This window comes from Peptoclostridium sp. AF21-18 (assembly GCF_003478825.1).
Taxonomy (GTDB): Bacteria; Bacillota; Clostridia; order Peptostreptococcales; family Peptostreptococcaceae; genus Peptacetobacter.
Map to the genome: position 1 here is coordinate 173,570 of NZ_QUGE01000001.1, position 13,627 is coordinate 187,196.

16 protein-coding genes are annotated in these 13,627 nt (G+C 32.9%); 1 reads left to right on the forward strand and 15 read right to left on the reverse strand.

From position 1 onward, the window contains the following. Positions 1 to 18 precede the first annotated feature (18 nt). From DWX74_RS00800 to DWX74_RS00865, 14 genes are all read right to left on the reverse strand, one after another. Positions 19 to 984: an O-sialoglycoprotein endopeptidase gene (locus DWX74_RS00800; RefSeq protein WP_118548213.1), complete on the reverse strand. Its 966-nt coding sequence runs from the start codon at positions 982 to 984 to the stop codon at positions 19 to 21. Next, complete coding sequence (nusB, locus tag DWX74_RS00805; RefSeq protein ID WP_006440061.1) at positions 971 to 1,492, reverse strand: transcription antitermination factor NusB; 522 nt, start codon at positions 1,490 to 1,492, stop codon at positions 971 to 973. Before nusB ends, DWX74_RS00800 begins: the two co-directional genes overlap by 14 nt. A gap of 145 nt (positions 1,493 to 1,637) precedes the next feature. Further along, positions 1,638 to 1,982 (reverse strand): Asp23/Gls24 family envelope stress response protein, encoded by a 345-nt coding sequence (locus tag DWX74_RS00810; protein WP_006440060.1) that lies wholly within the window; start codon positions 1,980 to 1,982, stop codon positions 1,638 to 1,640. A 239-nt stretch (positions 1,983 to 2,221) separates the two neighbouring features. After that, positions 2,222 to 3,460 carry a beta-ketoacyl-ACP synthase II gene (gene fabF / locus DWX74_RS00815; RefSeq protein ID WP_118548215.1) on the reverse strand — a complete coding sequence of 413 codons (1,239 nt, stop codon included), beginning with the start codon at positions 3,458 to 3,460 and terminating at the stop codon, positions 2,222 to 2,224. Between the two features lie 57 nt (positions 3,461 to 3,517). Continuing rightward, positions 3,518 to 3,757, reverse strand: coding sequence for an acyl carrier protein (gene acpP / locus DWX74_RS00820; protein ID WP_270839983.1), 240 nt, complete (start codon positions 3,755 to 3,757; stop codon positions 3,518 to 3,520). A gap of 111 nt (positions 3,758 to 3,868) precedes the next feature. Further along, positions 3,869 to 4,627, reverse strand: a complete 759-nt coding sequence (gene fabG, locus DWX74_RS00825; protein ID WP_118548217.1) for a 3-oxoacyl-[acyl-carrier-protein] reductase — start codon at positions 4,625 to 4,627, stop codon at positions 3,869 to 3,871. Then, positions 4,617 to 5,582, reverse strand: a complete 966-nt coding sequence (gene fabD, locus DWX74_RS00830) for an ACP S-malonyltransferase (protein WP_118548219.1) — start codon at positions 5,580 to 5,582, stop codon at positions 4,617 to 4,619. The genes fabG and fabD overlap by 11 nt, the downstream gene beginning before the upstream one ends. A gap of 12 nt (positions 5,583 to 5,594) precedes the next feature. Next, positions 5,595 to 6,521 carry an enoyl-[acyl-carrier-protein] reductase FabK gene (gene fabK, locus DWX74_RS00835; protein ID WP_118548221.1) on the reverse strand — a complete coding sequence of 309 codons (927 nt, stop codon included), beginning with the start codon at positions 6,519 to 6,521 and terminating at the stop codon, positions 5,595 to 5,597. A gap of 8 nt (positions 6,522 to 6,529) precedes the next feature. Next, on the reverse strand, positions 6,530 to 7,516 hold the full coding sequence (locus DWX74_RS00840; RefSeq protein ID WP_118548223.1) for a beta-ketoacyl-ACP synthase III: 987 nt from the start codon (positions 7,514 to 7,516) through the stop codon (positions 6,530 to 6,532). A gap of 24 nt (positions 7,517 to 7,540) precedes the next feature. Then, the gene (gene plsX, locus DWX74_RS00845; protein ID WP_118548225.1) at positions 7,541 to 8,572 is read right to left on the reverse strand and encodes a phosphate acyltransferase PlsX; all 1,032 of its coding nucleotides are present in this window, start codon (positions 8,570 to 8,572) and stop codon (positions 7,541 to 7,543) included. A 12-nt stretch (positions 8,573 to 8,584) separates the two neighbouring features. Beyond that, positions 8,585 to 9,142: a transcription factor FapR gene (fapR, locus tag DWX74_RS00850; RefSeq protein WP_006440052.1), complete on the reverse strand. Its 558-nt coding sequence runs from the start codon at positions 9,140 to 9,142 to the stop codon at positions 8,585 to 8,587. A gap of 256 nt (positions 9,143 to 9,398) precedes the next feature. Continuing rightward, on the reverse strand, positions 9,399 to 9,575 hold the full coding sequence (rpmF, locus tag DWX74_RS00855; protein WP_006440051.1) for a 50S ribosomal protein L32: 177 nt from the start codon (positions 9,573 to 9,575) through the stop codon (positions 9,399 to 9,401). Between the two features lie 16 nt (positions 9,576 to 9,591). Continuing rightward, complete coding sequence (locus DWX74_RS00860; protein ID WP_118548227.1) at positions 9,592 to 10,125, reverse strand: YceD family protein; 534 nt, start codon at positions 10,123 to 10,125, stop codon at positions 9,592 to 9,594. 128 nt (positions 10,126 to 10,253) lie between these two features. After that, positions 10,254 to 11,450 carry an acetate/propionate family kinase gene (locus DWX74_RS00865; RefSeq protein WP_118548229.1) on the reverse strand — a complete coding sequence of 399 codons (1,197 nt, stop codon included), beginning with the start codon at positions 11,448 to 11,450 and terminating at the stop codon, positions 10,254 to 10,256. 208 nt (positions 11,451 to 11,658) lie between these two features. Between DWX74_RS00865 and DWX74_RS00870 the strand changes: the two genes are divergently transcribed. Then, on the forward strand, positions 11,659 to 13,005 hold the full coding sequence (locus tag DWX74_RS00870) for a nucleotidyltransferase (RefSeq protein WP_118548231.1): 1,347 nt from the start codon (positions 11,659 to 11,661) through the stop codon (positions 13,003 to 13,005). A gap of 175 nt (positions 13,006 to 13,180) precedes the next feature. On the opposite strand, the gene mscL is transcribed toward DWX74_RS00870, so the two are convergent. Then, positions 13,181 to 13,600 (reverse strand): large conductance mechanosensitive channel protein MscL, encoded by a 420-nt coding sequence (gene mscL, locus DWX74_RS00875; protein WP_118548233.1) that lies wholly within the window; start codon positions 13,598 to 13,600, stop codon positions 13,181 to 13,183. Positions 13,601 to 13,627: the final 27 nt, after the last annotated feature.

The window sequence follows — 13,627 nt, forward strand, 5'->3', positions numbered from 1 at the left end:
CCTAAATAATTATCTAAATTATATTACAAAATTATCTAATCCTATTATAGCACAACCACATGCATTATCTGACGAGTATGCACCATCTGTAAAGAAACTGTTAATATTATTTCTCTGAAGCTTTTTCGACAACTTCTTTGAAATATATTTACTAGATGCAACTCCACCTACAAACACAACATCTTCTATACTGTATTTATCGCACACAAATCTTAATGCTTTCTCTAAGCTTTTTATAGCTGCATTCATGACAGCCTTAGAAACATAGTACTTGTCCTTTTCTTCCATTAGTTTGTACACCTGGTTCTCTAATCCAGATATATTCATATATCCGTCTTTTACAGATGTTTTTAGTCCACTCGCAACTTCTTCCTTACATAAAAGTGCATTTTCATCTACATACTTTCCTGCTGGGAAATCATATCCCATCTTTACACCTACTCTATCTATCAACTGCCCAAAGCTTATATCCTTTGTTCCACCTACTATCTCCGTCTTATATCCTTTATCACCTTTTTCTGTAAGTAGAATTTCCATAGTCCCACCAGACATATGTACAGATATAAATCTTTCTAAATCTTCTTTGTCGCAGCCATAAAGAGATGCCGCTATATGATTTTCTTGATGTGTAGTTTCTAGCATCTCACAGTCAAATATAGCTGCCATTGTCTTTGCAAAATTTTTCCCAACCTCAAAAACAGGCATATATGACTCCTCTACATCTCTAGGTTTAGCCGATGCACAAATCATTTCTACCTTATATTCCTTTTTATGAATATGTTTTTTTAATCTTTCCGAAATCTCTCCAAAATTTTTAATATGCTGAAAAACGGCATCGCTCTGTCTAAGCCCACGCTCTCCATTTTTTACATTTAGCATTATCTTTTCATTAAATACTATTTCTCTATTTAAAGTTATAGCTGCTATAGAAGTTGTATAGCAGCTAGTATCAATCCCTATTATTATTCGATTATTTTCTGTCATTTAAGTAACTACCTAAAACCCCATTTATGAATTTTGGAGATTTATCATCGCAGTACATTTTTGCCATTTCTATAGCTTCATTTATAGATACTTTTTCTGGTATGCTATCTATAAATCCTATTTCAGCTATTGCAAGTCTTAATATTGCAACGTCTACTTTTGGCATTGTCATTATAGACCATCCTTTAGCATATTTATCTATTGCTTCGTCTATTTCTTCGTGTTTTTCTTCGTATATTTTACAAACATTAGACACATAATCTAGGTTTAAATAGTTTTCTAGATCTATTTCTTCTTCAGTTTCCATAGATTCGTGTACATCGCTGTCATTTGAACTCTGAAGTTTTAATTCTTCAAATCTATTAACTATATACTCCTCGTTACCTACTAAAAATTCCTTTACCTTGTTTTCTAAATCCGATAAATCGTCTTTTACAACATCTAAGTTGTATATGAATTTCATCATATATTCTCTTGATGTTACTGTCTTCACTCTATTGAATCCCATAAATTCCCTCCTAAATTTTTTCCGCACTATTTTTTAGTATATTTATTTATTAAATCAAATTTTTCCGTTTAATTCAATAAATTTTTTCAATTTACAAAAATATTTTGTCGCTTAAAAAACCCTCTGAAAAATCAGAGGGTATCCATTAATTTTTCTTAGCTTCTTCTTTATCTTTTTTGAAACTTACACCCTGAACATGTATGTTTACCTGAGATACGTCTAGCCCTGTCATTGTTTCAACAGCATTTTTAACATTTTCCTGTACTTTAAATGCTACATCTGGTATAGCAAATCCAAATTTAACAACTACCATAATGTCTACAGTTACAACTTCTTCTTCTAGCTGTATTTTTACTCCATTATTTTTTAATAATTTATCTGCGATACTCTGAGAAGATTCTACACCTTCAACTTCTAGCGCTGCTATCCATGCTATTGTAGAAACAACTTCATTTGATATTTTTATCTGTCCACAATTATTATTTTCCATTTTATATTTACCTCCCGTGTATTAGGTATTATTTACTCAATTATTTTAAAGCACTTATAGATATAATAATACCAAATTGAAAGAAACAATGCAATAACGTAATATTTTTAGCAAAAGAAAAGACAAGATAATAACCAATCTTTACGCTATACTAAAATACTTAAAAATAATGGTTACTTCTCTTGTCTATATTTTTATGATATCCAATAAAGTTAGAAAACTTTTTAGCGAAAATTTTTCTATTCGTATTTTTTTAATACTATAGTAGCATTATGTCCTCCAAATCCAAGCGAGTTGCTTAGAGCGTAATTTATAGTTCTTTCTTTACCTTTATTTGGAGTGTAATCTAAATCCATTCCCTCTCCAGGATTTTCTAAGTTTATAGTAGGTGGCACAAAATTATCCTTTATAGCAAGTGCGCATACTATAGCCTCTATTGCACCAGATGCACCAAGAAGATGTCCTGTCATAGATTTTGTAGAAGATATAGAAACATTTTTAGCATTTTCACCAAATACTGATTTAATCGCCATAGTTTCGTATAAATCATTGTAATATGTAGAAGTACCATGTGCATTTATATAGTCTATTTTTTCTGGCTCTATACCTGCATCGTTTATAGCCATCTGCATTGATCTAGCTGCACCTTCTCCATTTTCAGCAGGAGTGGTTATATGATATGCATCTGAAGTCATTCCATATCCTACTATTTCAGCATATATTTTTGCATTTCTTTTTATAGCACTTTCTAATTCTTCTAATATTAATATTCCGCATCCTTCTCCCATTACAAATCCATCCCTATCTTTGTCAAATGGTCTTGATGCCTTCTGAGGGTTGTCGTTGTTGGTAGACATAGCCTTCATATTGCAGAATCCTGCTACTGCAAACTCAGCTACTGCAGCTTCTGTTCCCCCTGCTATCATAATATCTGCATCTCCTCTTTGGATTATCTTAAAAGCATCTCCTACAGAGTTTGTTCCAGATGCACATGCTGTACATATATTAGTACTTGGTCCCTTTGCCCCAAATTCTATAGCTACCTGTCCTGCAGCCATATTTCCTATCATCATAGGTATGAAGAATGGGCTAACTCTTCTATTTCCTTTTTCAAGAAGGTTTTTATGCTGAGCTTCTATTGTTTCTACTCCACCAATTCCTGTACCTATTACAGTACCCATTCTGTTTCCGTCTATATTGTTTAAATCTAACTCAGAGTCTGCAACAGCTAGCTTAGAAGCTACCATTGCAAACTGAGTAAATCTATCCATTTTTTTTAGTTCTTTTTTACTTATATAATCTTCTGGTGTAAAATCTTTTACCTCACCTGCTATCTGTGTCTGGTAATTTGTATAATCAAATCTAGTTATCTTATCTATACCTGATACACCACTTTTTATATTTACCCAGAAATCGTCTTTTCCTGTTCCAACTGGAGTTACGCATCCTAAACCAGTTATAACAACTCTTTTTTTCATAATTTCCTCCAATTTTCAATCTATCTTAGATTTACTATTCTTTTTTATGAAAATTTATTATTTATTAGCTTCTATATATTTAACTATATCGCCTATTGATTTGAATTCTTCAGCTGCTGTATCTGGTATTTCCATATCGAATTCATCTTCTAAAGACATTATTATTTCTACAGCGTCTAATGAATCTGCTTCTAAATCATTCATTAAAGAAGTTTCCATTGTTATTCCTTCGTTTTCAACACCTAACTGATCTACTATTATTTCTACTACTTTATCAAACATTTTAATTTCCTCCATAATTACCTTTTTAAATTTTTAATTTTTTAGTTTAGTTTTAGTTTTCTATTTTGAGTTTTTATATTTTAAATTTAATTTTGTTTTAATAGTCTTTAAAACTTTTAATTAAATTTACATAACCATTCCACCGTCTACGTTAATAACCTGACCTGTTATATAACTAGACATATCACTTGCTAAGAATAGAGCAGTATCTGCTATATTTTCAGCATTTCCTATACATTTTTTAGGAATTTGCTCAAGCATTTTCTCTTTAACATCATCTGATAAGACATCTGTCATATCTGTTTCTATAAATCCTGGTGCTATAGCATTTACATTTATATTTCTTGAAGCTAATTCTTTAGCTACAGCTTTAGTAAATCCTATTACACCTGCTTTAGATGCACAGTAATTTGCCTGTCCAGCATTTCCTACAACACCTACTACAGAAGACATGTTTATTACTCTTCCATATTTTTTCTTCATCATAAACTTAGTAGCAGCTTTAGTCACATTAAAAACGCCTTTTAAGTTTATATCTATAACTTTATCAAAGTCTTCTTCCTTCATTCTCATAAGCAATCCGTCTTTTGTTATTCCGGCGTTGTTTACAAGAATATCTATTTTTCCAAATTCAGCTACTACATCTTCAACCATTTTTGTAGCATTTTCAAAATCTGAAACATCGCATTTGATTATTTTGCAAGTTTTTCCTAATGCTTCTATTTCTTTGCTCACTTCTAATGCAGCTTCTTCATTTGATGTATAGTTTATAGCAACATCTGCTCCATTTTCAGCAAATGCAATCGCTATTGCTCTACCTATACCTCTTGAGCCACCAGTCACGAGCACCGACTTTCCTTCAAGATTTAGTTTATTAGTTGCCATTGGTTTCACCTCCAATTGACTCGATAAATGCATTTACATCAGCCGCTGTATCTATATTTATTATTTCTACATCAGCTTTTTTCTTAGATGCTATTTTTTTAATAAAAGCTCTAAGTGTTTTCCCTGGTCCTATTTCTATAAATCTATCAAAACCTTCATCGATTAATTTAGATATAGAATCTTCCCAAAGAACTGAGCTATATACCTGTTTTACAAGTATAGCTTTTATTTCATCTGGATCTTTGTGTATATTTGCATCCACATTAGATATAACATCAACACTTGGCTCTTTCATATCGACTTTATCTAATTCTAGTTTTAATTTTTCTCCAGCTCCCTTTAAAAGTGAAGAATGGAATGGACCACTTACGTCTAGCATAATTGCTCTTTTAGCTCCATTTTCTTTTAAAAGAACTGCTGCTTCTTCTACAGCTGCTTTTTCACCTGATATTACTATCTGTGCTGGCGAATTATAATTCGCAATCTCAACTGTACCTGATTCTAATTTGAGAATACACTCTTCTATAAGTTCTCTACTTGCTCCTATTACAGCGCACATTGCACCTTCTCCATCTGCAACTTCATTGCTCATTATAAGTCCTCTTTTTCTAACAAGAGATACTGCATCTTTAAAATCCATTGCATTTGCAGCAGTTAGAGCACTATACTCTCCAAGAGATAATCCTAAACAAGCATCATATTTAAAGCTTTCATATTTAGATAGTATTTCCATTATAGCCATACTATGTGTTAAAAGAGCTGGTTGTGTGTTTTCTGTCTTAGAAAGCTCACTTTTTTTATCTTCATCGTGCATCATACTTATCAAATCAAAATCCATTAAAGAATCTGCTCTATCAATAACTTCTTTTGCAACTTGAAAACTTTCGTATAAGTCTTTTGCCATTCCTGTATACTGAGCTCCCTGTCCAGGAAATACTAAGGCTGTCTTACTCATATCTAATCCCTCCTAAAATATTCCCGGCATTATATCTAAAGCCTGTTTTGAAATTTCCTCTACTATTTCTTTACAAGGTTTGATTTCTCTAACCATTGCTGCACTTTGTCCTGCCATAAAAGATCCACCATCTTTATCGCCTTCTACAACTGCTAATCTAAGTGCACCTGCTCCTAATTTTTCTAATGCTTCAGGAGATGCTCCTTCTTTTTCCATTTTCAAGAATTTTTTAGCTAATTTATTTTTTAGAGTTCTAACTGGATGTCCTGTTGGTCTTCCTGTTACAACTGCATCTCTATCCTTAGCTTTTAATACCGCATCTTTATAATTCTGATGTATGTTACATTCTTCAGAACATATAAATCTAGTACCTATCTGAACCCCTTCTGCACCTAGTGCAAACGAAGCTGCCATTCCTCTACCATCTGCTACACCACCAGCTGCTATAACTGGTATGTTTAGAGCTTCTGCAACCTGAGGAACTAACACCATAGTTGTAAGCTCTCCTATATGTCCTCCAGCTTCTGTCCCTTCAGCTATTACAGCATCAGCACCTAATTTTTCCATTCTCTGTGCTAAAGCTACTGTAGGAACAACAGGAATTACTTTTATTCCAGCTTCTTTTAATCTATCCATATATTTAGCTGGGTTTCCAGCACCAGTTGTTATCCCTGCTGGTTTTTCTTCTATTATTAAATCTATAACCTCATCCGCATTTGGAGACATTAACATTACATTTACTCCAAATGGTTTATCAGTTAATCTTCTACAATTATCAATTTCTTTTTTAACTATATCGGCAGTAGCACTACCAGTTCCAATTATCCCAAATCCTCCAGCATTTGATACAGCTGCAGCTAAATTTGAATCAGCAACCCAAGCCATACCACCCTGGATTATAGGGTATTTTATATTTAGTATTTCACAGATTCTATTCATAAATCCTCCTATATACTCCACTCTACAACAGAAGCGCCCCAAGTAAGACCTCCACCAAATCCAACAAGTACTACCTTATCGCCTTTTTTTAGCTTTCCTTCTCTAAAAGCTTCATCTATTGCCACTGGAACAGATGCCGACGACATATTTCCGTATCTTGTTAAATTTACATATACCTTATCTTTTTCTAACTTTAATCTTTTTGCCGACGAATCTATTATTCTTATGTTAGCCTGATGTGGTATAAGAAAATCTATATCTTCAAGAGTTAGATTTGCAGCTTCTACAGCCTTAACTGATTCATCAGCCATTTTTCTAACAGCAAATTTGAACACATCATTTCCTGCCATCTGAACTGTATGAAGCTTATTTCTAATACTCTCCTCACCTGCTTTTATTCTGGATCCTCCAGCAGGTATTTTAAGATAATCTTTACCAGAACCATCCGCACCATTAGTAATAGATAGGATACCACCATTTTCTACAGCTGAGATAACAGCAGCACCTGCTCCATCTCCAAATAGAACCGCTGTAGATCTATCGTCGTAATTTATAACACTAGATAAAGTTTCTGCTCCTATTATCAGTACGTTTTTATATGCTCCTGATTCTACAAACCGTTTCGCAATATTCATAGCATATAAAAAACCAGAACAAGCAGCTGCTAAATCAAATGCTGCAGCATTTACTGCTCCGATATTTTCCTGAACAATACAAGCAGTAGCTGGAAGAGGGCTGTCTGGAGTAATAGTTGCAAGGATTATCATATCTACATCTTTTGGCTCAAGTTTTGCACATTCTAATGCTTTTAATGCAGCTTTTGATGCAGTATCTGACGTTGCCTCTCCTTCTGTAACCTTTCTTCTCTCAGAAATTCCTGTTCTCGTCCTTATCCACTCATCTGACGTGTCCATTATCTTTTCTAAATCGAAGTTGGTTACTACATTCTCAGGAACATAGCTTCCAACTCCTATAATACCTGCTTTTATATCCATATTTCCTATTCTCCCATAGTGATTTTATTCTTCATCACCGCTGGCTTCTTCTTCCTTCTTAGAATACTCATTTATGAATTCTTTTATATCCTCAACAACATTTCCTTCAGCAAATTTAATAGCCTGTCTAACAGCATTTTTTATTGCTTTGGCATCAGAGCTTCCGTGAGCTTTTATAACCCCACCTTTAACTCCTAGTAGAGGTGCTCCTCCGTATTCTGAGTAATCCATATATGCTTTTAATTTTCTAAGATCATCCTTAATTAAAAGAGCTCCAAGCTTTCCTTTTGTACTAGACATAAGAGTTTCTTTTATTAATCCCATAAGCGAAAGGGCTATACCCTCAGCGGATTTTAGAAGTATATTTCCAGTAAATCCATCACAAACTATAATATCTGTTTTATCATTTATAACATCTCTGGCTTCTACGTTTCCTATAAAGTTTAAATCAAGCCCTTTTAATTCTTCATATGCTTTCTTAACTAGGTCGTTACCTTTACCTTCTTCTGCACCGACATTAGCAACTGCTACTCTAGGTTCTTCTATACCTAAAACTTTTTTAGAATATATATCTGACATTGCAGCAAATTCAACTAAGTTTCTTGGCTTACAGTCTGCATTTGCACCACCGTCAGCTATTATTGTCATTCCTTTTTTAACATTAGGTATTGCTGGACAAAGGCAAGGTCTATCTATACCTTTTATTCTTCCAACAACGAAAAGTCCTCCTGCAAGAAGTGCACCAGTATTTCCAGCTGAAACAACAGCCTCTGCTTTTCCTTCTTTGACCATTCTTAAAGCTACTACCATAGAAGAATCTTTCTTGCTTCTTATCGCCTTTACAGGTTTGTCTTCATTTTCAACTACTTCTGTTGTGTGTATTATTTCAAGTCTATTTTTATCAAATTCGTATTTTGCAAATTCTTTTTCAAGAATTTCCTTATCTCCTGTAACAATTAATTCTACATTTTTGTATTCATTAATGGCGTCAACTGCTCCTTTTACATTTGATACTGGAGCGTTATCTCCACCCATTCCATCTAAAGCTATTCTCATATTAAGTTCCTCCTATTCCATTTCTTCAAATATAAATTTACCTCTAAAAATTTGTTCCTGTTTTTTATTATTGATGACAACTTTAACATAGTGCTTTTTGTCGACATTTCTATAAATTTCAGCCTTTGCTATTAGTCTATCACCTTTCTCAACAAATTTTATGCATTTTATATTTGCAACTCTCATTATTACTTTAGGCGTATCTATTATCGCCATCGCTAGCGATTCCGCAAGCGAGAATATATACGCATCTTTTAGAGTTCCAGTCTTAGAGTAAATCATATCCTCATTCACTTCTAGCATAGAAATCCCAAGCTCACCTACAGAGATATCTATTATCTCTCCAGTTATTTCTTTCATGCCTAGGGTTCTTACCTTTGTGCTCTGTGATTCAGCTATATTTTTAACTCTTTCTCTGAGTTCTGGAATATTCAGACTCATACGGTCTAGCCTTATAGTCTGTACACTGACACTGAATACTTCAGCAAGTTCTTCATCTGTGTAGAACGGATCTGTCTTTAACATATCAACAAGTTCCTTCTGTCTCTGAACTTTACTTCTCTTTTTCATGTTACCTCCAATTTTTATAGCTAGTTTTTATGACCAGCTACTAATAGTAGTATATATTATATGATCATTTTTTTCAACACTTAATTTTTCACTTTTTTTCTATTTACCCCTAGAAAAAAAATATTCTCAGCATTTTGAACAAAAATTATCCTAATTATACATTACCACAAATTAAGACCAAGTACAAAAAAATGAACAAAATGCATAAAAAAAACATGTAGATTACTCTACATGCTTTTTTCTATTTGTAAACTTATTATTTTTCTACGATTTCTTTACCTTTGTAATATCCACAATCAGGGCAAACTCTGTGTGGTAATTTTGGTTCATGACACTGTGGGCATTCTACGAAACCTGGTGCAACCATTTTTGAGTTAGCTGCTCTTCTCATATCTCTTTTTGATTTAGAAGTTTTTCTCTTTGGTACTGCCATTTAGGACACCTCCTCTTTATTCATTTTTCAGTAATTCTTTTAATTTAGCAAAACGTGGATCAATATTATCCTCGTCATTTATCTTTTCGCTGCATCTGCAATCCTCTTTATTAAGGTTTGCTCCACATCCTGGGCAAAGACCCTTACAATCTTCACCACAAAGAACTTTATGAGGCATATTAAATTCTAAATTCTGAGTTATTATTTCTAAAAGGTCTACATTTTCGTAGTCTTTTACAATAAATGCATCGAATTCTTCATATTCATCCTCAGTATAATTGTTCTCCTGCACTATAAAGCCCTGTATATTGAAATCTAAAGGAATCTCAACTTCTTCAAGACATCTAGAACATCTGTCCACAACTGTCATCTTGACGTCTGAATTTATATACAGCTCTTTACCATTACGAGTTACTTTACCCGTAACTTCAATAGGTGAAGCTAATTTATATTTTTCATCACAGTAACTAATAGTATCAATTTCTTCGCAAAAATTCAAGTTAATTTTATCAATTTCTTTTCCGCGTAGTTTGTCGACATTAATTATCATAAAGCTCACCTCTTTGCATTTACCTAATTATTATACAAATCATAAATTTGTTTGTCAAGTATTTTTACTTGATAGGTAAAATTTTGTTTAAATTTTGTATCTTTTGTAGTCTAATTCAACTAATTTTATTATTTTACTAATGCTAAAGTATCTCTAGCTATCATTAATTCTTCGTTAGTTGGTATTAATAACATTTTAACTTTAGAGTCTTCTGTAGATATTACAGTTTCTTTTCCTCTAACGTTGTTAGCTTCTGCGTCTAATTTCATTCCTAAGAATTCCATGTTAGAAGCTATTTCAGCTCTTATTCCTATTCCGTTTTCACCAACACCAGCTGTGAATACAACTGCATCTAATCCGTTCATTTCTGCTGCATAAGCACCTATGTATTTCTGAACTTTTTTAACATAAGCATCTAAAGTAGCCTGAGCTAATTCATTTCCTTCTTTAGCTGCTGATTCTATATCTCTGAAGTCTGAAGATATACCAGTCATTCCGTATACACCAGATTCTTTGTTCATTAATTTATCAAGACCATCTGCGTCTAATCCTTCTTTTCTCATTAAGAATGGTAGTATAGCTGGGTCTATGTCACCACATCTAGTTCCCATTATTAAACCTTCAAGTGGAGTGAATCCCATAGAAGTATCTACACATTTTCCACCATCTACAGCTGCTATAGAAGCACCGTTTCCTAAGTGGCAAGTTACTATTTTAAGGTCTTTTATGTCTTTTCCTAGCATTTCTGCTGCTTTTTTAGATACGTAGTTGTGAGAAGTACCGTGGAATCCGTATCTTCTTACTCCGTATTTAGTGTATAATTCGTATGGAAGTCCATATAAGAATGATGATTTAGGCATTGTCTGATGGAAAGCTGTATCGAATACACCTACCATTGGTACATCTGGTAATATTGCTCTACAAGCATCTATTCCCATTAAGTTTGCTGGGTTGTGTAGAGGAGCTAAGTCTATACATTCTTTTAAAGCTTCTTCTACTTCTGGTGTTATTAATGCTGAAGATGCGAATTTTTCTCCACCGTGAACAACTCTGTGACCTACTGCATCTATTTCTTTCATATCTTTAACTGCTCCAACTTTTTCGTCAGCAACAGCGTTTAATACAAGCTGTATAGCGTCTTTGTGGTCTTTCATTGGCTGTTCAACAACATATTTGTCTGCTAAACCTTCTTTTTCGTGTTTAAGAACAGAACCTTCTATTCCTATTCTTTCTACTAAACCTTTACATAAAACTGATTCATTTTCCATATCTATTAACTGATATTTTAATGATGAACTACCGCAGTTTAAAACTAATACTTTCATTATTTATACCTCCAGAAATTTGTTGTCATTTTTTTGCTGCACTATTTCCCTCAATACTGCAACTTTTACTTATATAAAAACCGAATTAACATTACTAATATATCATTTTTTTGCGTAAATTTAAAGTCTTTTTCCTTTTTTATTTCATTCACTTGAGTTATACTTTCTTTATTAGAAGAAATTTTTTAAAAAAGGAGTTTAATTTTATATGAATATAACTGGCTTAATAGTCGAATACAATCCGTTTCACAACGGTCATATATATCATTTACAAAAGTCTTTAGAAAAAACAAACGCCGATGCATCAATCGCAGTTATGAGTGGAAATTTTATACAAAGAGGTGAACCTGCTTTATTTGATAAATTTTCAAGAGCAAAGGCTGCTGTTGAATCTGGTGTAGATTTGGTTGTAGAACTACCATCAATTTACTCATCTCAAAGTGCAGAACTTTTTGCCAAAGGATCTGTTGCTCTTTTAAATTCTCTCGGCTGTGTAAATTCAATTTGTTTCGGAAGTGAGGAGGGAAATATCAATGCTCTATATCTAATAGCCTCTATACTTTGCCTAGAGCCTCAGGAGTTTAAAGAAAAACTATCTTCATACCTAAGTGAAGGAATGTTATTTCCTACTGCTAGAAACAAGGCGTTATTTGATTATATAAATTCTCCAGATTTTTCATTTGGAGATAATTTTAATAATATTGATTTATCTGAAGAAAGATTAAACGATATTTTAAGCTCTTCAAACAATATTTTAGGAATTGAATACATAAAACAATTAATCTCATTAAAAAGCGAGATAAAGCCTTTTACAATAGGAAGAATTCATTCTGAATACAATTCAGAAGAAATATCTGGAAACATAAATTCCGCAACTGCAGTAAGAAAAAAACTGTATGAAATAATATCATCTAAAGAAAATAATTCATCAGATTTCGACGAATTAATTAAATCAATACAAACTTCTACAGATATAACTAATTCTATTCCGGAATCTACTTTAAATATGATTACGTCAAATATAGAAAAGGGATTTTTACCGATGTATCCAGAGTACTTCTTTGAAACACTTATATCAACTATAATAAGGGATAAAAAGAATTTAGAATCGTATTTTGATATATCTGAGGGAATAGAAAATAAAATATTTAAAGCTGCACTTGTTGCGAAAGATTACAATGAGTTACTAAACTTAGTCAAATCTAAAAGATACACAATGACTAGAATAAAAAGATGCTTAAACAATATACTGTTGGGTGTTACAAAAGAAGACATGGAATTTGCAAAAAAAATAGACACTATACCTTATGTAAGAATATTAGCATTTAACTCAAAAGGTAGAGAAATCATAAGAGAAATAAAAAAATCCTCTGAAATAAAAATAATAAACAAATTCTCAGAAGTAGAACACTTCATGGACGACAAAAACTTCAAATTCCTGATAGAAAACGACATAAAATGCACTGACATATACAACACAATTTACTACAAAAAAAATAGACCCCTACTAAAAGGATCCATGGACTACTTTATAAAACCGATATACATAAGATAAACTTTATTACAATATATTTTTTACCGTATCATCAAATTTACAAACTAAGGGCAAGAGATATAACTGCTCGTATGCGACAATACTGCAAGCGCCCCACATCCGCTAAATGTGTTACTCTAACAGTGTGGGGCGCTGAAGCCTGGAGCCAAGAGCAGTTATACTCTTGCTCTTTTACTTATAAATTTGATGTGCAATGTGGACATCTTGTCGCATCTATTGCTATTTCAGTTTTACAGAATGGGCACACTTTTGTAGTTGGTGCTGCCTGTTCTTCTTCCTCTTTTTTCTTAATAGCTAACCTAGCAGAAAAACCATTCATTAGCTTGATTATTGCAAATAGTACTGCAGCCATTATCAAGAAATTGATAACCGCTGTTATGAAGCTTCCATAGTTTAGAGTAACATCTCCAACTATATTCCATTTTAAATCACTAAAGTTCATTCCTCCAAAAATACCAAGTATAGGGTTTATAATATCATTTACAAAAGAAGAAACAATTCCTGTAAATGCACCACCTATAATAATCCCTACTGCCATATCCATTACATTTCCACGGCTGATGAATTCTTTAAATTCCTTTAAAATCTGCTTCATACCAATTCTCCCTCTTCTTTATTATAT

Coding starts and splice junctions, on each gene's coding strand:
- DWX74_RS00800 (WP_118548213.1), bottom strand. CDS start 984: ATGACAGAAAATAATCGAATAATAATAGGGATTGATACTAGCTGCTAT.
- nusB (WP_006440061.1), bottom strand. CDS start 1,492: ATGGGATTCAATAGAGTGAAGACAGTAACATCAAGAGAATATATGATG.
- DWX74_RS00810 (WP_006440060.1), bottom strand. CDS start 1,982: ATGGAAAATAATAATTGTGGACAGATAAAAATATCAAATGAAGTTGTT.
- fabF (WP_118548215.1), bottom strand. CDS start 3,460: ATGAAAAAAAGAGTTGTTATAACTGGTTTAGGATGCGTAACTCCAGTT.
- acpP (WP_270839983.1), bottom strand. CDS start 3,757: ATGGAGGAAATTAAAATGTTTGATAAAGTAGTAGAAATAATAGTAGAT.
- fabG (WP_118548217.1), bottom strand. CDS start 4,627: ATGGCAACTAATAAACTAAATCTTGAAGGAAAGTCGGTGCTCGTGACT.
- fabD (WP_118548219.1), bottom strand. CDS start 5,582: ATGAGTAAGACAGCCTTAGTATTTCCTGGACAGGGAGCTCAGTATACA.
- fabK (WP_118548221.1), bottom strand. CDS start 6,521: ATGAATAGAATCTGTGAAATACTAAATATAAAATACCCTATAATCCAG.
- DWX74_RS00840 (WP_118548223.1), bottom strand. CDS start 7,516: ATGGATATAAAAGCAGGTATTATAGGAGTTGGAAGCTATGTTCCTGAG.
- plsX (WP_118548225.1), bottom strand. CDS start 8,572: ATGAGAATAGCTTTAGATGGAATGGGTGGAGATAACGCTCCAGTATCA.
- fapR (WP_006440052.1), bottom strand. CDS start 9,142: ATGAAAAAGAGAAGTAAAGTTCAGAGACAGAAGGAACTTGTTGATATG.
- rpmF (WP_006440051.1), bottom strand. CDS start 9,575: ATGGCAGTACCAAAGAGAAAAACTTCTAAATCAAAAAGAGATATGAGA.
- DWX74_RS00860 (WP_118548227.1), bottom strand. CDS start 10,125: ATGATAATTAATGTCGACAAACTACGCGGAAAAGAAATTGATAAAATT.
- DWX74_RS00865 (WP_118548229.1), bottom strand. CDS start 11,450: ATGAAAGTATTAGTTTTAAACTGCGGTAGTTCATCATTAAAATATCAG.
- DWX74_RS00870 (WP_118548231.1), top strand. CDS start 11,659: ATGAATATAACTGGCTTAATAGTCGAATACAATCCGTTTCACAACGGT.
- mscL (WP_118548233.1), bottom strand. CDS start 13,600: ATGAAGCAGATTTTAAAGGAATTTAAAGAATTCATCAGCCGTGGAAAT.